Consider the following 19,608-nt stretch of genomic DNA (forward strand, 5'->3'; position numbering starts at 1 on the left):
TTTTTGCAGTGGTGCTGCCGGTACGCGGGAATCTGATTTCAGAATTGGGCAGAGGCAATATCGCTCGCTGTGCCCCTGCGCCGGGCCTATCGCTCCTTAGTCTGATAATGCCGGCCGGTTCTTCCGCTCAGGCTTTTCAGCCTTTCATCGTGACGAACTCTTCGGCAGCGGTGGGATGAATTGCCACGGTATTGTCCAGATCTCGTTTGGTCGCGCCCATTTTGAGTGCCACAGCAAAGCCCTGAAGGATTTCGTCCATACCTTCTCCGATGCCGTGAATACCCACAACCTTCTCATCGGGCCCGGCGCACACCAGTTTCATCTTTGTCGCCTGACGGTGGGACGTTACTGCAGTGAACATCGCGGTAAATGACGCACTGTAAATTTTAACGTTCTGGTCGCCGAATTTTTCACGGGCCTGGGGTTCAGTAAGACCGACAGTGCCGACAGGTGGGTGGCTGAATACGACAGTGGGGACATTCTGGTAATCCAGATGCTCATCCGGCCTGTTGTTGAACAGGCGCTCAGCCAGGCGACGACCGGCGGCAACGGCAACCGGCGTGAGTTCAAGCTGACCGGTAATATCACCAACGGCATAGATGCCTTCCGCAGAGGTGTTCTGATATTTATCCACAGTGACGTAACCTTCATCACTGAGCGCCACCCCTGCTGCCTGAATGTTTAAGCCGGATGTATTGGGTTTACGGCCGGTTGCCCAGATCACGACATCCACTACAATTTTTTCCCCTGAAGCCGTGACCACCGCCACAGAACCATCCGGCTCTTCTGACAGAGACGTGGTAATGGCCTGACGGTGGAGGCGAAGCCCTGATTCATCCATCATGGCAGCCAGGGTATCCCCGAGCAGAGGATCAAAATGGCGCAGAGGTTTATCACCGCGAACCAGAAGATGTGTTTCCGTACCGAGAGAATGCAGCACGCCCGCGAGCTCAACGGCAATATAACCCGCGCCGATGACGGCTGCCCTACGGGGCTGTGCGCTCAGTTCAAAGAAACCATCCGAATCAATTCCCAGCTCTGCGCCGGATACAGAAGGACGAACGGGGTGCCCGCCGGTGGCGATAAGAATATGATCGGCCGTCAGCGTTTCGCCATTGACCTCAATACTGCGGGGGCCGATAAAGCGGGCTGTTCCCTGAATGACTTCAACCGCGTTCCTGCTGAGCACCGCATCATAGGAACCGTGAATGCGCTCAATGTACTCACTGCGGTTTTTCACCAGCGTAGCCCAGTCAAATTCACACCCCGACACGCTGAAGCCATAGCCGGAACTGTAAGTGCGGATGGTTTCTGCCACCTGTGCGGCATACCACATCACTTTTTTTGGCACACATCCCACGTTTACGCAGGTTCCGCCGATGGGCCCCTTCTCAATAAGGGCACATTTTTTTCCATGCGCAGCCGCGCGATTAACGGAGGCGATTCCGGCGCTGCCGCCGCCAATTGCAATGTAATCAAAATGTCGGGTCATAGATATTCTCCAGCCAGCCTTCAGAAACGGGAAGCCGGCGCGTGCTGATTCACGCCCCCGGCCGTAGATATTCAGTTCTTTCTTACGAGTTTCTGCTGCACCTGCCTGACGCCCTCCAGAGAGGCCTCAACTGCACCTGCAAGGTATCCCGGAAACTGCGCTGACCATTCACTGCCTATTCCGCGCAGGCAGTCCGCCCACGCTCCGTGGTCAGGGTAAGCAGCTGGAACCGTATGTCCGGCCTGAATGAGTAAATCTTTTTCCGTGGCGGTAAAGGGGTCATCTGCCCAGTCCTTTAAGTATTCAGCAACGGGCTCCCCGGCTTTCTCTCCAAACAACCGGATGAGCTGCGCCCGGCATAACAACTTCAGGTTTTCCTCACTGGTAGTCCACCGTGACCGTGCCGGGATGCCGATAAAGCCGAAAAGGGCACTAACCCGGCCTGGAACGGAGGCATCATGGATCTCAGCCATGGGGCCGACGCCACTCCGGGCTTCACCTGACAGTCCTGCCTGTTGCCAGAAGTCATGCTCATAGATGGCCACATATTTGGCATGAGGGGCCATCCAGGTGCCGGTACCGGCCCACTCCCCGGTCAGCCGGGCAGGAAGTGCCGGAAGGTATTCGATACGGGCGGCGAGAGCAGGAGGCAAGGCCAGCAGAACGGCCTGCGCCGTAAACATACGACCGCGTTGGTCAGACGAAACGGTATGTACCTGAACCTTACCGACGGTCCGTTCAATGCGTATGACGCGGGCGTCGGTGACAACCTGTTCAGCTGCTATCCGCGCCTCCAGGCGCTCCGTGAGCTGGCGCATCCCGCCGGCGATCCGCATAGACGGAGGAGACGAAACATAGCCGGGATGACGGGAGGGGGACTGATGGTGAGCGCGTTCATAGAGCATGTCGCCGTCTTCAGCCTGTGGTATCAGCGCAATATCCAGCTCGGCCGTCAGGGCTGCCAGTTGGGGTTGAAAAGAGGGCCAGATCCAGGTTGCGCCAAGGTCAACCCGCCCTTCCGCTTCCGCCCCGCTTAGGGAGGGAGCCGGTCCGCCTGCGCAGGAAATGATCCTGCCTCCGGTCTGCGCCCGTGCTTCCAGTACCACATAGCTGATACCGGCCTTTTCAAGCTGGTAAGCGGCATAAAGTCCGCTGAGACCCGCGCCGATAATGGCGACCTGCACATGTTCATTCATGCCGGGAACCCGTCAGCGCCGCCTGACCCAGATGGCCGGTTTTAAGATAAATTAAGGTACTGGTCTCTCCGGATGTCAGGCAGGGAATGTCACCCGCGGGAAACCGTAGCCAGCTGCCGGCAGGCCATGCCTCTCCGTTTTCATAAAGGGTGCCGCTGAGCACGAGAATTTCCGCTCCCCTGTTCAGGGCATCCGGCAGGATCGGGCTGTGAGGGTGGAACCGGCGGAGCGTCGCCTTTTCATACGCATTGCTGAAAAGCGGGCATTCCTCGCCGTTAACCGCGTCATGCCAGTTATCACGGTCGTTCGTGTCCAGCCTTAAACGGGCATGCTCGCCCTGCTGCATCTGCCGCAGTTTCACAAAGATCGTGGCGCCACTGACACTTGACGGCCTGTGCGCAGAGTCAGGCGGATTCCGCATATACCAGCCAGCAGGATAGTGATCCTCACCCTCTGAAAATACGCCGGAAAGCACCAGAATTTCTTCTCCGTCCGGATGATAATGTTCAGGAAAATGAGAATCAGGCAGGTATTTAACGATGCTGGTTGCGCGCGCTTTTTCTGCGCCGGTCCGATCAAGCATGACACGATCGACTCCCGTCCGGGGGGAAGAGACCCAGTCATAATCTGCGGGTCTGACAGAGGCCCGGCGGGCGAAATCGTGATTAACTAACATTGTTTTATCCATTTCAGCACGACGGCGCTCAGCACGCGGGTGCGAGGCGCCGTCGTCAGTTGCTTACGGTTTTGGTAATGCATCAAACGCATCAAGCGCGTGTGCCGTATAGGTCAGAGCCGCACCGGTATTCAGTGAAATTGCGACGGCGAGGGCTTCGGCGATTTCTTCCCGGGTAGCGCCATGTTTCGCCGCCGCTTTAACATGAACGGACAGACATCCGTCACAGCGGGTAGTGATAGCCACGGCCAGCGCAATCAGCTCGTGCGTTTTCTTATCCAGATGCCCCATCGCCGACGCACCGGCATCCATTTTCATCAGGCCTTTCATGAACTCTGGCTGCAGTTTTGCATACTCGCCCACTACGCCAAGCAGTTCATCGCGATGGCCATTCCAGTCTAAAAGCATAATAATCTCCGGTAGTTAATGCAGAGTTAAGGCGAAGCGTTCGCCAACACGTCAGGCAACGGTGTAAATACGGACGTCCGGTGCGCTGTTAAGATAGGGTTTCAGCGCGGCTACCACGTCCTGTGTGAACAGCGGGGATGTCAGGTAGGCTTCCGCCTGAACTGCAGACGTAAAGCCATGTAAAACCTGAACATCTTTATCCCGCACGAGCAGTTCTTTGGACTCAGCACCGTCAATACTTTTCAGAAAAGACGCTTTATATTTCTGATAAATACCGGCGGCGGCTTCACGATGTTCTTCACTGATATTCAGCGTAATTTGCAGATAAGCCATACGGTACTCCTTGTCGGAAGTTGTGGCGGATCCGGTCTCCGTAACCTGGAGCCGGAATAAATTGATGCGACTTAACATTTTCAGGGAGGGATTTGTTCTGCCTCATCATGCATTACCCTGTCTCTGTTGCGCATTATGGGAAGGTTACCTAAGGTGGACAACCCAGATAATCTTGACTGTCGGAAAAGAATTTCTTTCTCATATCAAAATCTCTGTCCATCTCAATGCATTGCGTGCATACGAAGACAGCGCGCGCCACCAGAGTTTTTCAATGGCGGCTGAAGAATTACATGTCACGCCTGCAGAGCCGTCGGACAACTGGTCAGAACGCTCGAGGATACGGTGGGCTACCTTCTCTTTCAGAGGCACGGTAACCGTCGGGCGGGTCTGGTGCTTACTGAACCGGCATCCAGAGCCCTGCCTGACATACAGGCGGGGTTTGACAGACAGAGTCTGGGAATGACGCGTCTGCGGGAAGGCGCTACGGGCGGGACACTGAACATCACCCTGAGTCCTGCGCTTGCGGTGAATTGCTGCTGCCGCGCATCGAGGATCTTCAGAGTCGCTGGCCGGATATTGATATCCGGCTTCCGGCATTGAGTGTTCAGGACGATATCAGAAGCTGGCGGCGGGTGCGGTTGTGCCCGAACGTTTCTCTGCATTCACCGCGGGCCTGGTATTTTGTCTGTCAATACGGTTGTGAAAATCTGCCCAGAATTGCACTTTTTTCGGCAGTGGATACGTGAGCAGGCCGCACAGTGAATTTTAACTGCTGAGTTGACTGTCACTGACGTCCTGAACCAGCCAGTCGTGCAGTATTTTAACTTCAGGTCGCATCCTTGAATGCTCTGACATGACGAGATAATAAGACCACGTCAGGGGCCAGCGGTGCTCCGGGAAAAGCAATACCAGCTGGTTGGTATCGATCAGTTGTTGCACCAGTGCGCGCCGCACGACCGCCACGCCACGCCCGCTGAGGGCGGTCATGATCGCCGCTGCCGTTGAGTTGATGTGTAAAGTTGTGGTGCCTGCAGGTGGTGCCTTGAGCCGTTCGAAAATGGTATCCCATGAAGGAAATCCGGCACCTGGATGGGGGGTGTCATCCTGTATCCGTTTTTCACCGGCCAGCCACTGCGGCGAGGGACGGGCACCCGTTCCAAGAAGCCGCGGGCTACAGACGATGACGGCTTCCTCATCCATCAGCCAGGTTTTGCTGAGGCCTGCCCAGTCGCCAGGTCCGCACCTCACGCCAAGATCGGCCTCGCCATGAATCACGTCAGACAACCGTTCCGTAACGTCAAGACGGATATCAATGTTCTGATGTTGCTCTGAAAACCGGTTGAGGCGCTCCATTAGCCAGTTCATCAGCAGAACCTGGGAAGCCGTTAACAGGATCACCGAGCGCGCTCTGCGCCCGCGCAACTTGTTCAGCCCTGACTCAAGCTCATCCAGGCCATGTGAGATGTCCTGCAGGGCATCCTGAGCCTCACTGACCAGCGTTAATCGTGTTTTTCCGCTCCGGGAGCGCAACAACAGGGGATGTCCGACCCACTCTTCCAGTGCCCGGACCAGTTGCCCAACGGCTGCAGGCGTCACGCCCAGCTCGTCAGCCGCCCCTTTAAAACTTCCATGACGCGCGGTTGCTTCAAAGGCATGAAGCCATTTCAGTCTGTTAAGTGATCGCATAGGTTTCCTCCGGCCTCTATGCTGCCACACAGATTCCTGTCGAGATAGCTTTTCTTTCCCGTCGTGCAAGTTCTTATGCCTCGCTCGGCCCCTGGTCTCATGGCAATCTCTTTCTGGCAGGGAGATGACGGCCTTTTCCGTTACTCCATAAATTAATTTAAAGATTGAGGTATAGGATGACAGCATTATTTTCAGGTAAAAAACTTCTGGTTGTTGGCGGTACAAGCGGCATGGGCTTTGAAACTGCGCGTCAGGTGCTCAGAAATGGTGGCAGCGTGGTCCTGGTAGGAAACCGTCAGGATAAAGCCGAGCAGGCACGCAGCACGCTGTCAGCTGAAGGTCAGGTCTCGATCATCGTCGCCGACCTCATGACGGAAGAAGGCATGCATCACGTGACTGACGTCATTAACCGCGAGCATAAAGACATCAGCCTGATGGTTAACGCTGCCGGCGTTTTCTTCCCGAAACCGTTCACCGAACATGAAGAGGCGGATTACGACATGTATATGTCCATTAACCGTGCGTCATTCTTCATTACCCGTGACGTGGTCCGCAATATGGTAAGCGAGAATATCAAAGGCTCTATCGTGAATATCGGTTCTATGTGGGCACAACAGGCTATCGGCGCAACGCCGTCATCTGCTTATTCAATGGCAAAGGCTGGCCTCCATGCGCTGACGAAAAACCTGGCCGTTGAACTGGGTGAAAAAGGGATCCGCGTGAATGCCGTTTCGCCAGCAGTGGTTCATACGCCTATCTATGAAGGCTTTATTCCAAAAGATGACGTTAAGGACGTCATGAACAGCTTTGACAGCTTCCATCCGATTGGTCGTGTCGGTACGACGCAGGACGTCGCTGAAGCCGTATGTTTCCTGCTGTCTGACAAAGCCGGCTGGGTCACGGGCGCCGTATGGGATGTTGACGGTGGCGTGATGGCTGGTCGCAACGCCTGATTTTACCCGGCCCGGACCCATGCGTCCGGGCCAGATAGGTTATTCACATGGACACATACACGAATAAGGCTGCACCGGTCCCGCGGCATCATCAGCCGGACGACAGTTCAGCTGAAAAGACTCCCGGACAGGCGGTTTTCAGCGTCAGTACCTGCTGGCAGGGTGGACTGCAAAGTGAGACGGTCTGTAATGCATCCATCGTAGATGGACAGACACTGAGCGGCACGGGGCACCGGATTCTTTCTGATGAACCTGAGCTGCTGGGCGGTAGCAGTTCAGCACCCGGCCCGCAGGAGCTGCTGCTGGCTGCTTTTAATGCCTGCCTCACCGCATCCTATGTGACGGCTGCGCGGGCTGAAAACGTATATATCGACAGGCTGAACATCATCACGTCAGGCGTGCTCGATGTGAGCCGCTTTCTGGGTCTGGAAACGTCAGGGACACCGGAACAGGATATACTGCGCTATGTCATTACCGTAAGCGGTTCCGGCTCCGTTCCCCAGTTTGAAAAGATCCATCAGTCCGTCATAGCCACCTCGCCTAACCGATGGATTATCGGTAAAGGGATGCTCATTGAAGGTGATCAGGTCATTACGTAATTTACGGTCCTGCCTCCCCTTGTTTCTGAACACTAAGGAACGCCTATGTACAGTCGGGTAGCACTGGCAATGGTGGCTTTTGCGGCTAATTCAGTACTGTGCCGCCTTGCACTAAATCAGCAGCACATCGATCCCGTCAGCTTCAGCGCACTCAGGATCGCCGGCGGCGCGTTAATGCTTGGTCTCATGCTCCTGTGTTCCCGCCCGCGACACTCTCCGGAATTCAGCTGGGTCAATGCATCGCTGCTGTCAGCGTACGTGTTTGCCTTTTCTGTGGCCTACGTCGCGATAGACACCGGAACAGGGGCCCTGCTTTTATTCGGCACGGTTCAGCTGATTATGTCGGCGTGGGGGCTGTATAAGGGTGAGAAAATGACGGTGCTGAAAGCAACAGGGGTGGCAATGGCTGTTGCGGGAATAGGCATTTTACTTCTTCCATCAGCCGCGGCGCCATCACCCTCCGCGGCACTGCTGATGGCGATATCCGGTGCGGCATGGGCGGCTTACTTTATTACCGGTAAAAAAGTCAGACATGCAACCGCGGCCACCGCCGGCAATTTTTTGATGGCAGCCCCCCTGGCTGCCCTGTTCATGCTGCTGAACCGGCATGATGTGCACGCGGACAGCGCCGGTGTTCTGCTGGCGATCACTTCCGGTGCCATCACTTCCGCCCTTGCCTACGTACTCTGGTATTCGCTCCTGCCCCGCCTTTCCTCCACGATGGCTTCCGCTGTTCAGCTGAGCGTGCCCTGTCTGGCCGTGCTGGGCGGCGTCCTGTTTATGGAGGAAACTCTCGACCTGCACATCGTCGTGTCTACCGTCATTATTCTGGGCGGCATTGGCCTGATCGGTAGCGCTGAAAAGTCCCGCAGGCCGTGAGTCAGTACCGCCACCGTAGCCGGGCAGCACGTTCACTAAAAGAGCGGATAGGCGAAGCAACACCGATCTTCAGGCGGGCTCGTCCCATGGTTACATCAGAAAGTGAAGGGAATAACCCATGAAAAGAGAAAAGTTTCTGTTTGAGAATGACGAGGGGAAAAAACTTGCTGCCCTCCTTGAAATGCCTGACAACGTCCGGGCGTTTGCCCTGTTCGCACACTGTTTTACCTGTGGCAAAGATCTGAAAGCGGCATCCCGAATTGCCAGGATACTGACGCAGCATGGCATCGCGGTTCTCCGGTTTGATTTTACCGGGCTGGGCGGCAGCGACGGAGACTTTTCAAATACCAATTTCAGCTCGAATGTTGCAGACCTCCGGTCGGCGGCTGCACACCTCCGGGATAACTTTCAGGCGCCGTCTCTTCTTATTGGCCACAGTCTCGGAGGATCAGCCATCCTGTCCGTTGCGGGCGATATTCCGGAAGCCAGGGCGGTCGTTACCGTTGGATCGCCCGGAGAGATATCCCATGTAAAGCGGCTGTTTGAGGACGATCTTTACGCCATTGAAAAGCTGGGCGCCTATCCGGTCAGGCTTGCCGGCCGAACCTTCGTTATCCGCCAGCAGCTGGTTGATGACATTCAGCAGCAAAAAGTAGCGGAGAAAGTTTTCAGAATGAACAAGCCCCTTCTTGTCTTTCACGCGCCGGAAGATGATACGGTTCTGATTGAGCAGGCTGAGCACATATTCAGATCGGCGCGGCATCCGAAAAGCTTCATTTCCCTGCACGGTGCCGATCACCTCCTGTCGGACAATAAAGATGCCGACTATGTCGGGGAATGCATCGTGGCCTGGAGCTCACGCTATCTTGACATGACGCCCTGAGGGAACGGCAGAAGATCCGCCCTGTTCGTTCTCTCTTTACAGGATTTAGTCACGTCCGCGCCTGAAACTGGTGGCTCAGCACACTGAATATTTACCGGCTGCATGCCATTGTCAGCAGGAGCATTACTCACCATGAGCCCCCTCCGGACAGTTGGGTATATCCAGGCGCGGAATGCCGGGTCAGCATCCGGTGTACATTTTGCAGAACGCGTTACCCCTCCGGTGCACGTTATAAGACTGCAGAAACAGGACGCGGCCCAGCCACGGGTTCCGGCGCGCCCACACGGCCTACCGGCTTTTATCCACCTCGTCAGTATCCTCTCCTCCCCTGAACCCCTCGCAGATCGTCATATGAAAAACAACGGAGAGAACAGCCTTCCTTGTCCACCTGGTGACAGGGCGTAAAACGCCTGGACATTTGATAACGCCAGGATGGCAGAGCGCCGCCTGACAAAGAATTTCCCCGCTCCAGGGGATCATCCGATAAGGCCATCTGACGCAAAAGTGAGAGCTGTGTAACGTTCCCATATTTCGCTGATTGACGGGGGAATTAGTATCAGTATTGTCACTACATTAACAAACGAGCAAAACAAAGTGATCATATGAGCAAAAAAGCAGGACCACGCATTCTCCCTGCTCAGTTGCTTTCCGTCTGATTAGGCTTTCGTTCAGCTCTGCCATTTCTCAGAAATCATTCAGAGGTAATTCAATGAAGCGGGACCTTGTTGCAGGCATCGACTCATCCACCCAGTCGTGTACCGTCATGCTGCGCAGTCTTGAAAATGGCGAAGTGATTGCCCTGGCACGTCGGCCGCACCCTCCGACGACACCACCCTGCAGCGAGCAGGCCCCGGAAGCCTGGTGGGATGCCCTTGTTACCGCGCTGGGCGAACTGAAAGCGTGGTGGCCCCGGATTGCAGGACTCGCTGTCGGTGGCCAGGGGCATGGCCTCGTCATGCTTGATGAGTACGACACGCCCCTGCGCCCGGCCAAACTCTGGAATGATACGGAATCGGCCCCACAGGCACGCGAATTGTGCCGGCAAATTTTGCCCGCAGAGTGGGCACGTCTCACCGGATCGGTGCCGGGGCCTGCGATGACCATTTCAAAGCTGGCCTGGACTCATCAGCACCATCCCGGCGTCCTGCAGAAATGCCGCCGCATCATGCTGCCGTTTGACTATCTGGTATACCGCCTGAGCGGCAGTTTTGTGTGTGAACGTGGCGGGGCTTCGGGCACTGGCTATTTCAATCCTTTCTCAGACCGCTGGGAGCCGCAGCTGGCGGCCGCAGTTCAGGGTGACATCGACTGGCTTTCACGCTGGCCTGCTGTCATTCCATCACACCATCCGGCTGGTGTGGTCAGGAAAATCAGCGGACTGGAAGCGCTGGCCGGTGCCATTGTGGGGGTCGGAACCGGCGATAACATGTCCGCTGCGCTGGGCATGAACCTGAAACCCGGTGATACCGGTATATCAATCGGTACCAGCGGGACGTTATACGGCATCACCGCCACGGGCATAGCCGACAGCAGTGGCACCATCAATGGTTATGCGGATGCGGCGGGTCGCTTTATCCCCATGATTACTACGCTTAACGCCGCGAAAGTGACCGATGCGTTTCGCAAATTATTGTGCGTAACGCCGGATGAGTTCGACGAACTTGCGCTGGGATCGCCACCCGGCGCAAACGGACTTCAGCTTGTTCCCTGGCTCGACGGCGAGCGAACACCCAATTTACCTGATGCAACCGGACACATGCGTGGATTGCGCACTACCACAACACGACAGGACATGGCCCGTGCGGCCACGGAAGGCGTGCTGTGCGGCCTGCTGGCCGGCGGCCGGATGCTGAAAAAGCATGGCTTCAGTGATGAGGGGCGCCTCGTTCTTACCGGCGGTGGGGCGAAGTCACGGGCCTATCGTCAGGTTCTGGCTGACCTGACGGGGAAACCCGTCTGGGTGTCTCCGGTGGGAGAAACGGCCGCCGCAGGAGCGGCCATTCAGGCTGCCGCGGCGGTGCTGGGAAGCACTAACGCCGAAATGGCCGATCGCTGGAGTCAGCCGCTGGAGAAGGTGGCCGACCCCCGGCAGGATGCGCGCCATGTTCTGGACGCTTACGTTAACTATGTCAATGAATTATCAGGAGAGCTGCAATGAGTTCTGTCACGACCCCTGCCAAAATCAAGCCCCCAAAACAGCCTCTCAGAGTACCTGCTGAAGCGGGTATCGCGGTGGTTTTTCTGCTGGTGATGCTGGGTGGTTTCATCGCCACGCCAAACTTTCTGACCGTTTCAAATATGATGGTTCTGCTGCTCAACGGCGCGGTGATTGGGTTTCTGTGCCTGGGGCAGTCTTTCGTACTGCTGACGGGCGGTATCGACCTCTCCTGTGGCTCAATCGTGGCCATGACCTGCGTGGTTGCAGCATTGCTGATGGAAAAATTTGGTATTCCCTGGCCGCTCGCAGTGCCTATGGTTCTGGCGGTGGGTGCCCTGAGCGGCCTGATTAACGGCCTCATCATCGAACGCACCGGTGTGCCCCCCTTTATTGTGACCTTTGCAATGATGGGCGTGGCGGCCTCCATTCCGCAGATCATTACCGGTGCCGAATCTATCCGCGTGACGCAAATCGGTTACAGCCTTATCGGCCAGTCAAAACCCCTGGGGATACCGTTCCCGGTCATTGCGCTGCTGCTGGCCATCGTGATTGGCGTCATTTTTCTACGGCGAACCATCACCGGCACCCATATCTATGCAGTTGGCGGCAATGCGGATGCAGCACGTTTATCCGGCATCAGCATTCCGCGCATCACACTGCTGGTTTATGCAATTTCCGGACTCTGCGCCGCCTGTGGCGGGCTGATATACGGATCGCGTCTGATGACCGGATATCCGACAGCAGGCCGCGGCGATGAACTGTTCTTCTCCATTGCGGGGGCCGTCGTCGGGGGTGTCAGCCTGTTTGGCGGCACAGGGAGTATCATCGGCGCGATGATTGGCGCCATGCTGATTGCCGCCATATCGAACCTGATGAACGTGCTGAACGTCAGCGCCTACTGGCAGCCGCTGGTTATCGGGCTGATCATCCTGTTCGGCGTCACCTTTGACACGCTCCGGACCTCGAAAAAAATTGCTATCCCCTGGCTAAAGGTCAGGAAACCCCGAAAGACACAACAATAATGCTCTCTGCCCTACACCTTTTCCGGAGATGACCATGAAAATCCGTACCACCTTATCCGCCTGCGCAGCGGTCGTTGCCCTGTCCTGCCTGCTGTCAGGCTGTAACCGCGATGATGCAGAATCAACAGCCGGCCCCGGCAAAAAAACGCTGGGCGTGACGCTGCCTAATCTTACCAATCCTTATTACGTGGCCATGAAAAAAAGCTTTGAAGACAGTGCGGCTGCCCAGGGTATGAACGTAAAAATTTCGATTGCGGATAACGACGACGCTAAACAACTGTCGCAGGTTCAGAACTTCATTGAACAGAAAGTGGATGCGGTGGCGGTGAATTGTGTCTCCTCCGGACCCTGCGTTTCCATCATCAGCCAGCTTAATCTGGCAAAAATACCGGCGTTTGCCGTGAATATCCTTCCCGACCCCGCAGGGCTGAAGCAACAGGGCGTGGTCCTGGTTCAGGGAGTGCAGACCGATCAGCGGGAAGGCGGCAGGCTGATTGGTCAGCAGTTGCTGAAAGATATCGGTGAAAACAGCCCGGCCACGGTGGGTATTGTGGGAGAACCTACCTCCATTGCCGCGAACGCGCGCGACGAAGGCTTCAAAGAAGCCGTAGCCTCCAACAAAAATATTAAGTTTGTTGCCCTGGTCAATGGCAAGGTCGAAGAAACAACCTCCCTTAAGGTGACGACCGAGATGCTTCAGGGGAGGCCGGAAATTGATGTGGTGTACTCAGATACTGAACCTTCCGCTCTGGGATCGCTGGCGGCTATTCAGCAGCTGGGGGTCAGTAACAGGGTGAAGCTGTATGCGTTTGTGGATAAGGAGGGTGTTAAAGCCGTTCAGGACAACAGCATCCTGAAAGCCGGTGCAATTCAGGAGCCAGTTAAACTGGCTCAACTGCTGGTCGAAAATGCCCGGAAAAGCCTGAGCGGTGAGCAGGTTCCTGCCATGATCAATAATCCGCCACTGCTGGTCACCAAAGATAATGCGGCTTCCGTGATGGGCTCAGCGTACTGATCCGGTAAAAGGTGAAGAAAAATGAATTATGTGGCGAAGCAGGTAAAAATAGGGTTTTCGGGGGTTCAGGTCCTTCACGGCGTGGATTTCAGCGTCAGACCTGGCGAGATCCATGGCCTTTTTGGCCATAATGGCGCAGGTAAGTCTACGTTGCTCAAAATACTGGCCGGTGTGAACTCGCCGGACAGCGGGGAGCTGACTATCGGGGATGAACCGGTTCATCTGGCCTCACCCCGCGATGCACTGAACAGTGGTATCGCCTGTGTCTATCAGGAACTCCGGCTCATTCCCGGCATGAGTGTCTGGCAGAACCTTTTCCTCGGGCGTGAGCGGCGGAAAGGAAACGGTTTTATTGATGACGACAGCATGATCGCGCATACCGAAAGCGTGCTGAGAGAGTATCACCTGAGCTTCAGCGCGACTGAGCTGGTGAGAAACCTGTCACATCCTGACAAGCAGATGCTGGAAGTGGTGTCGAACCTCGATCGTGAGGCGCGGTTTCTGTTTCTCGATGAACCCACGACCGCACTGGAAGGTGCGCAGGCAGAGGCGTTACTGCAGGCGGTACAGCGCATCGCGCGTGAAAAGCAGATTGGAGTCGTGCTGGTTTCTCACAAGTTAGACGAGGTACTTGGCGTCTGTGATGAAGCAACCGTCATGTGCGGTGGCCGCGTGATCTATAACGAAGGTAAAGCAACGCTGAGCAAAAGCGCCATTATCGACGCTATTGTCGGCGACGCGAATGCCTATCAGGCGGCGGCTAACAGCCGCGGCCTGATCCGGGGGGCGCTGGGCAAACCCTGGCTTACCGTAAGTAATCTGCAGACCGACCGCCTTAAGGGGGTAAATCTTGAGGCCTATCGCGGCGAGATCCTGGGGATTTACGGACTGGCCGGTGCCGGCCGGACGCGCCTGTGCCAGACGCTGTTTGGGCTTGAAACCGTAACCGGCGGTGAAATACGTCTGGGGCATAAAGTTTATCACCCCACCTCCCCCGCCAGGGCCATTGCACAGGGGATTGCCTACCTCACCGAGGAACGTAAAAAAGACGGCTTTATTCCTCAGATGTCGAGCTATGCCAATGCCACTCTGCCTGTCCTGAAAAAATTTCGTGCCGGTGGCTTCGTCAGCCACGGCGCCGCCCGCCAGGCGGCGGCGGCGCTGCTGAGTAAAATGAATACGCTAGGTTCGCTGGATGGGCCGATTAAGTCCCTCTCCGGTGGAAATCAGCAGAAGGTGCTGCTCGCCCGGGTGATTGCCCAGAATGCTAACCTGGTACTGCTGGATGAGCCGACCAAGGGGGTTGATATCGGAGCCAAAGCCGATATCTACCGCATTATCCATCAGCTGGCGGACAGAGGTTGCTGCGTCATTGTGGTCTCAAGCGAGGAAGAGGAGCTGCTGGACGTGGCCGATAACATTACGGTGTTCCGCCACGGCAGGTGCGATGGTGTGATCGTGCCCGCGCGTGATCTTAAACCTGCCGACCTGCGTAAAGCCGCCTGGGAACACTCAGAAACGGCTGCTTAACCTGCTGCGGTAAATGGCTGCCAGCCTGGCGTTCAACACACCTTTCTTAGCGTTACACCAGGCCCCTGCCACATAACCCAGGCCGGGGCCTGCCTCAAAGCACTGACGGCAGTAAGTGGGCTTTTGGGCAGTATCACATCCGTTCATGTTACTGATACTCCCTGCCTGACAACGTTTCCAGATACCCTCCAGGGACGATACTTCTGGCAGATTATCTCTTTTTCAGGGATGTCATAAACAAATGAGCGCTTCCGGGGAAGCGCTCTGGGCTATTACTCAAAATCAGCGTGCCGTTCAAACATCGTTTCGCTGGTTTCTCCCATCTGCTTCATCAGCTCAAGTACGATGGCGTCATAAGTGATGAAGCAGAGCTGTTCAAAGGCCGACCCCATCGGCTGTGAAAACTGCCCCGCCTGATTGGCATGTCCCGTTTTCACGGTACCTGGCAAGACCAGTACGCATCCGGCCAACTGACCAATCGTCGACTCTTTTTTCAGGGTAACCAGCGCAACCTCAACGCCTCTTTCTGTGGCCGTCTGCGCAAGACTTCTAAGACTTACCGTTTCACCGCTGCCGGAACCAATGATCAACAGGTCACCCGGGCGTGAATGCGGAGCGGAAATTTCCCCCACAACGCTTACCGATAACCCCAGGTGCATCAGACGATTAGCGAATGCCCGTATGGCTATTCCGCTGCGTCCGGCTCCCTGCAGAAAAATGTGGTTTGCGCTGCGGATCCGGTCAATGAGCTGCAACGCCTGCCCGTTATCGATATCCTGTGCATTGCGCTCCAGCTCCCTGAGAATGCTGATCGTGTTTTCCTGAACGCCCATGCCCTATCCTCCCGTCAGGCTACCGTACGGCCGCCATCCATAAGGATGGTCTGACCCTGAATGTAAGAGTTCGACTTATCTGCCAGAAAAACGGCCAGATTCGCCACGTCATCAACGGTACCCAGGCGACGGACCGGAATTTTCTCCAGCACGGCGTCCAGATCGGCCTGCGTAGGGTAGTTAACACGCATCATTTCGCCAGTGTCGATCAGGCGTGGCGCAATGGCATTAACGTTAACGCCTCGGGGGCCCAGTTCTTTCGCCAGGCCGCGTATCAGGCCTTCACCGCCGGCTTTACTTGCCGGATAACTCACGCCGCCGCCGGTTCCGGACAATGCTGATCCCGATGAGATATAGACAATGGCACCCTGGTTAGTCAGAAAGTCATTATAAAACGCTTTAACCGTATTAAATAAACCGCTCAGGTTAATGGAAAGCGTTTTATTCCACTCCTCGAATGTAATATCGCTGACTTTATTGGCAAATGCGACGCCTGCATTCAGGACCAGAATATCGATACGGCCAAACGTGGCGAAAACGGTATTACGCGCATCCACCATCGCCTGAGGATCGGCTACATCCGTTTTTATGAACAGCGACGTCACGTTTTCCGATGTCAGTTCTTCGGCAGTCTGACGGCCGTTAATGTCGTTGTAGTCGGCGATGACCGTATGCGCTCCGCGCGCGGCAAACTGTTTTGCGATGCCTTTACCGATCCCGTGTGCGCCACCCGTGATTAGCACGACTTTCCCTTTAAAATTACTCATCAGTCTTTTCTCCTGAAACCTCGCCTGGGCGGGAGAAGACGCTCACCCAGCCCGGATAATATGAATGCTGTTAATTAATATGTCGGTGCCCTGTTAACAGAAACTTCGCTTTCAGAGCATGGCAGTTTTTAATTCCCGGTAGCTTGATGCAGGGTCCTCGTTAAATAACGCCCCGCCAACCACGATTAAATCAGCCCCGGCTTCCTTAACTTTACTCGCAAGGGTCAGATTAATGCCGCCATCGACCTCAATCTGAATATTCCGTTGCGCAATCATTTTTCGGGTGTTACTGATTTTCTCCAGGCTTTTTTCGATAAAAGTCTGCCCCGGCTGGCCCGGATTAATCGTCATAATAAGGATGTAATCAATGTCGTCCAGCAGATAGCTCAGCACACCTTCAGGTGTGCCTGGATTAATGACCACTCCCGCTTTTCGACCGGCTTTACGGATCTTCTGCAGAATATAATGTACGTGTGGCGTTGATTCATAATGCACGGAAATCATTTCCGCGCCGGTACCGATGACGGCATCAATATGCTTTTCCGGATCGGCCAGCATCATATGGACGTCAAACTTCATCCTGCTGGCTTTTTTCATCGCCGTGATCTGGTTAGGCCCGAACGCGATATTGCTTACGTATGTGCCGTCCATTAAATCAACGTGCAGTATTTCTGTATTTTCTTCTTCTAAAAACCGGATCTCATCCTCCAGGCGTAGAATGTTTGCACCGAAAATTGAAGGTAAAATCTGTGCCATGGTAAGCGAACCTCATCTCTTGGGATCAATGGAATACCGTGCTCAGCCAGTACGTCAGGACTTCCCAGGGGCCGGTTAATACAAAGTCGGTTCCCTGACCCTGTAAGCCCACACCTGCACCATGAAGGAACCGGGTCGCGCCCGGCGCCACATACCCGCCGAGATACATCACGACGATAGTGAAGAGCAGGGTTGTGATAACTGAACGCACGACGTTCCCTTTGCAGGCCATGACAGTCATGGTCGTCATATAGATAATTGACATCAAAACACCGATGGGGAAAATCATGATCCCCGGCAGAACCAGTGCACAGAGCATGGTCAGCGGGATGGTAATGACGGTAACGGTGACGGTTGCCGGATCGCCTAGTGCCAGTGCACAGTCCATACCGATGTTCAGCTCAGCATCCTTCCCCATCTGTCGCTGCATGATTTCTTTGGCGCTTTTGCCAATCGGCGACAGGCCTTCCATCAGGACGCCAACCACCTTGGGCAGCAGGACCATTACGGCGGCCACGCCCATCGCCATAGGCACTACGGTAGTCACCGGCTGTTTCGTGAGAAGCCCCAGCAGACAGCCGACAATGACGCCAATAATCGCGGGTTCACCGAAAACGCCCAGTCGTTTCTGCACGCCCTCCAGATCCAGATCTATTCTGTTCAGGCCCGGAATAAGGTCGATGATTTTATTGACTATAAGCGCAAAGGGCAGCGTCCAGCCTGTATGGATCACGGTGGTACAGGTTGTGCCTTCCAGGCCATAATATTTCTGCCAGCGGGGGGCAAACAGATCGCCGATGAACAGTGCCATAACGCTGAGTGCCACTGCCACGCCAAAACCGATCATGAAACTGTCGAATACAAAGTACGCCAGCGCGCCCGGAACCAGGAAATGCATGTAGTTCCAGATATCGACGTTCAGGGTCCGGGTCAGCTTAAGCCGGACCAGAAGCAGGTTCAGAATGATACCGACCGGCACGACCAGCGCAGCAAACGGTGCCACCCAGGCCGCCGCGCCCACGGCAGGCCAGCCGATGTCAGCCACGGTAAAACCGCTTCCGATTTTCGAATAATACGCAATAGCCGGCTGCAGGGAGGTGCTCAGAAGATTGACGACTAAGCCTAAACCTATAAAACCGATACCTACGGTTATACCTGATTTAATGGCGGCACCCACTTTCATCCGGAAAACCAGGCCCAGAATAAAGATGACAAGCGGCAGGATAGCGGTTGCGCCCATGCCTGTTATTGTCAGCATTATATGTTTTAACGTTTCCATCCTGACACCCTCGGTATGCTGTTATTATTTCCCGGCAAGCTCAGTTAACAATTCACCCAGTTTTTTGCGTAAGGTACTTTCATTAATTCCGGTGATAAAACCTGCCACGCTCATGTGGGGCTTACCGATTTCGCCTTTATAATTATTTGTGGTTAAAACAATATCGGCATGCTGTAATTCAGAGGGGAGCTCTGACATGCTGCATTTGTTAATTTTGTACTGAGAAATACCATATTCAGCACACACAGATTTAACCTCGTCGGCCGCCAGGGTTGACGTGGCCACCCCACTTCCGCAGGCTACAAGAATATTAATCATCATTTTTCTCCGGGGTTGTTATTGCATAATTTTTGAAATAAATAACGCTTCCGCCTTTCCGGACGGCAGCTCCAGCAACTGCTGGTAAAACTCCCCATCCTGCAGATTATTAAACAGGGCCCTGAGCAGCTGCAGCTGATCCGCAGGTTCGGTCACGACCAGATTGATAACCAGTCTGACAGGCAGTCTGTCATCGCCATCAGCCTGATGAACCTCAACAGATTCAGGCAGGCGGATAATGTAAATGGACGGCCTGCGGGCATGACTGCTGTCACAGTGCGGGATTGCCACTGAATAACCTTCCAGCAGAATACCTGTCGGATACATGGCCTCACGCTCACGCAGCGCGTCCAGATACGACGCTTTTACTGTCCCTTCTGCATGCTGGCGCTGATGAATATGCTGCAGCACCTCGTCGTAATTTCTGAACGCCGCGCCGTCTGCCACGTCTACCGCTACTGTCGTCATTATACCTCCCCGCATCACGCCATTGCTCACATGAGCGATAAATTTAAATCATATGAGCAATTTATAGCACAACGCCGTCACGCAAAAACGTGCAGAGCGCAAAATTCAAAGGCCGATCACAATAAACCACAAAAGAGCAAAATAAAAAAAGCTCATATGAGCAAAATAAAGTTATAAGATTGCCTTAAAAATTATTCTTATTTATTTAAAAACAGATAGTTAAATATAATGTGTGTCAGAAGTAGAGGTCTGCACTCCGGTAGTGCAATTACTGCAGATAGAACAGGCCGTCACGCCGTTCAGCACGCGTGGCATACCGCGGGCCGTCAGAATGAAAATGAATCCGTGAGGTCATCG

Annotated in this window: 20 protein-coding genes; 8 read left to right on the top strand and 12 right to left on the bottom strand. The window is 54.9% G+C overall.

Going from position 1 to position 19,608, the window contains the following annotated elements:
* Positions 1–136 precede the first annotated feature (136 nt).
* From gorA to NP77_RS21450, 6 genes are all read right to left on the bottom strand, one after another.
* Complete coding sequence (gene gorA / locus NP77_RS21425; RefSeq protein ID WP_039661642.1) at positions 137–1,492, bottom strand: glutathione-disulfide reductase; 1,356 nt, start codon at positions 1,490–1,492, stop codon at positions 137–139.
* 71 nt (positions 1,493–1,563) lie between these two features.
* Positions 1,564–2,688 (bottom strand): FAD-dependent oxidoreductase, encoded by a 1,125-nt coding sequence (locus NP77_RS21430; protein WP_039661645.1) that lies wholly within the window; start codon positions 2,686–2,688, stop codon positions 1,564–1,566.
* Positions 2,681–3,364, bottom strand: a complete 684-nt coding sequence (locus NP77_RS21435) for a cupin domain-containing protein (RefSeq protein ID WP_039661647.1) — start codon at positions 3,362–3,364, stop codon at positions 2,681–2,683. Before NP77_RS21435 ends, NP77_RS21430 begins: the two co-directional genes overlap by 8 nt.
* Before the next feature lie 63 nt (positions 3,365–3,427).
* Entirely contained in the window at positions 3,428–3,772 is a 345-nt protein-coding gene (locus tag NP77_RS21440; protein WP_039661650.1) for a carboxymuconolactone decarboxylase family protein, read from the bottom strand.
* Between the two features lie 51 nt (positions 3,773–3,823).
* Complete coding sequence (locus NP77_RS21445; protein WP_039661652.1) at positions 3,824–4,105, bottom strand: hypothetical protein; 282 nt, start codon at positions 4,103–4,105, stop codon at positions 3,824–3,826.
* Between the two features lie 765 nt (positions 4,106–4,870).
* Positions 4,871–5,791, bottom strand: a complete 921-nt coding sequence (locus NP77_RS21450; protein WP_039661662.1) for a LysR substrate-binding domain-containing protein — start codon at positions 5,789–5,791, stop codon at positions 4,871–4,873.
* 176 nt (positions 5,792–5,967) lie between these two features.
* On the opposite strand from NP77_RS21450, the gene NP77_RS21455 reads away from it, so the two are divergent.
* From NP77_RS21455 to NP77_RS21490, 8 genes are all read left to right on the top strand, one after another.
* On the top strand, positions 5,968–6,744 hold the full coding sequence (locus NP77_RS21455) for an SDR family NAD(P)-dependent oxidoreductase (RefSeq protein ID WP_039661665.1): 777 nt from the start codon (positions 5,968–5,970) through the stop codon (positions 6,742–6,744).
* 47 nt (positions 6,745–6,791) lie between these two features.
* Positions 6,792–7,343, top strand: coding sequence for an OsmC family protein (locus NP77_RS21460; RefSeq protein WP_052250695.1), 552 nt, complete (start codon positions 6,792–6,794; stop codon positions 7,341–7,343).
* Positions 7,344–7,388: 45 nt separating this feature from the next.
* Positions 7,389–8,222, top strand: coding sequence for a DMT family transporter (locus tag NP77_RS21465; protein WP_039661666.1), 834 nt, complete (start codon positions 7,389–7,391; stop codon positions 8,220–8,222).
* A gap of 118 nt (positions 8,223–8,340) precedes the next feature.
* Complete coding sequence (locus tag NP77_RS21470) at positions 8,341–9,105, top strand: S9 family peptidase (RefSeq protein ID WP_039661669.1); 765 nt, start codon at positions 8,341–8,343, stop codon at positions 9,103–9,105.
* Between the two features lie 709 nt (positions 9,106–9,814).
* Entirely contained in the window at positions 9,815–11,263 is a 1,449-nt protein-coding gene (gene xylB / locus NP77_RS21475; protein ID WP_039661671.1) for a xylulokinase, read from the top strand.
* Entirely contained in the window at positions 11,260–12,285 is a 1,026-nt protein-coding gene (locus tag NP77_RS21480) for an ABC transporter permease (protein ID WP_008924533.1), read from the top strand. The genes xylB and NP77_RS21480 overlap by 4 nt, the downstream gene beginning before the upstream one ends.
* 34 nt (positions 12,286–12,319) lie before the next feature.
* Positions 12,320–13,300 (top strand): substrate-binding domain-containing protein, encoded by a 981-nt coding sequence (locus tag NP77_RS21485; protein ID WP_039661674.1) that lies wholly within the window; start codon positions 12,320–12,322, stop codon positions 13,298–13,300.
* 21 nt (positions 13,301–13,321) lie between these two features.
* The gene (locus tag NP77_RS21490; RefSeq protein ID WP_008924531.1) at positions 13,322–14,830 is read left to right on the top strand and encodes a sugar ABC transporter ATP-binding protein; all 1,509 of its coding nucleotides are present in this window, start codon (positions 13,322–13,324) and stop codon (positions 14,828–14,830) included.
* A 272-nt stretch (positions 14,831–15,102) separates the two neighbouring features.
* Here the strand turns inward: NP77_RS21490 and hxlB are convergent, their stop codons facing one another.
* The 6 genes from hxlB to gatA form a co-directional block, all read right to left on the bottom strand.
* Complete coding sequence (hxlB, locus tag NP77_RS21495; RefSeq protein WP_008924529.1) at positions 15,103–15,663, bottom strand: 6-phospho-3-hexuloisomerase; 561 nt, start codon at positions 15,661–15,663, stop codon at positions 15,103–15,105.
* A gap of 14 nt (positions 15,664–15,677) precedes the next feature.
* Complete coding sequence (locus NP77_RS21500) at positions 15,678–16,430, bottom strand: SDR family NAD(P)-dependent oxidoreductase (RefSeq protein ID WP_039661677.1); 753 nt, start codon at positions 16,428–16,430, stop codon at positions 15,678–15,680.
* A 111-nt stretch (positions 16,431–16,541) separates the two neighbouring features.
* Complete coding sequence (rpe, locus tag NP77_RS21505; RefSeq protein ID WP_039661679.1) at positions 16,542–17,186, bottom strand: ribulose-phosphate 3-epimerase; 645 nt, start codon at positions 17,184–17,186, stop codon at positions 16,542–16,544.
* A 25-nt stretch (positions 17,187–17,211) separates the two neighbouring features.
* The gene (locus NP77_RS21510) at positions 17,212–18,465 is read right to left on the bottom strand and encodes a PTS transporter subunit IIC (RefSeq protein ID WP_039661681.1); all 1,254 of its coding nucleotides are present in this window, start codon (positions 18,463–18,465) and stop codon (positions 17,212–17,214) included.
* 24 nt (positions 18,466–18,489) lie between these two features.
* The gene (locus NP77_RS21515) at positions 18,490–18,783 is read right to left on the bottom strand and encodes a PTS sugar transporter subunit IIB (protein WP_008924525.1); all 294 of its coding nucleotides are present in this window, start codon (positions 18,781–18,783) and stop codon (positions 18,490–18,492) included.
* An 18-nt stretch (positions 18,784–18,801) separates the two neighbouring features.
* The gene (gatA, locus tag NP77_RS21520) at positions 18,802–19,251 is read right to left on the bottom strand and encodes a PTS galactitol transporter subunit IIA (protein WP_039661683.1); all 450 of its coding nucleotides are present in this window, start codon (positions 19,249–19,251) and stop codon (positions 18,802–18,804) included.
* Positions 19,252–19,608 lie beyond the last annotated feature (357 nt).

Origin of the sequence: Pantoea sp. MBLJ3, from assembly GCF_000816655.1 — a bacterium.
GTDB lineage: Bacteria > Pseudomonadota > Gammaproteobacteria > Enterobacterales > Enterobacteriaceae > Pantoea > Pantoea eucalypti.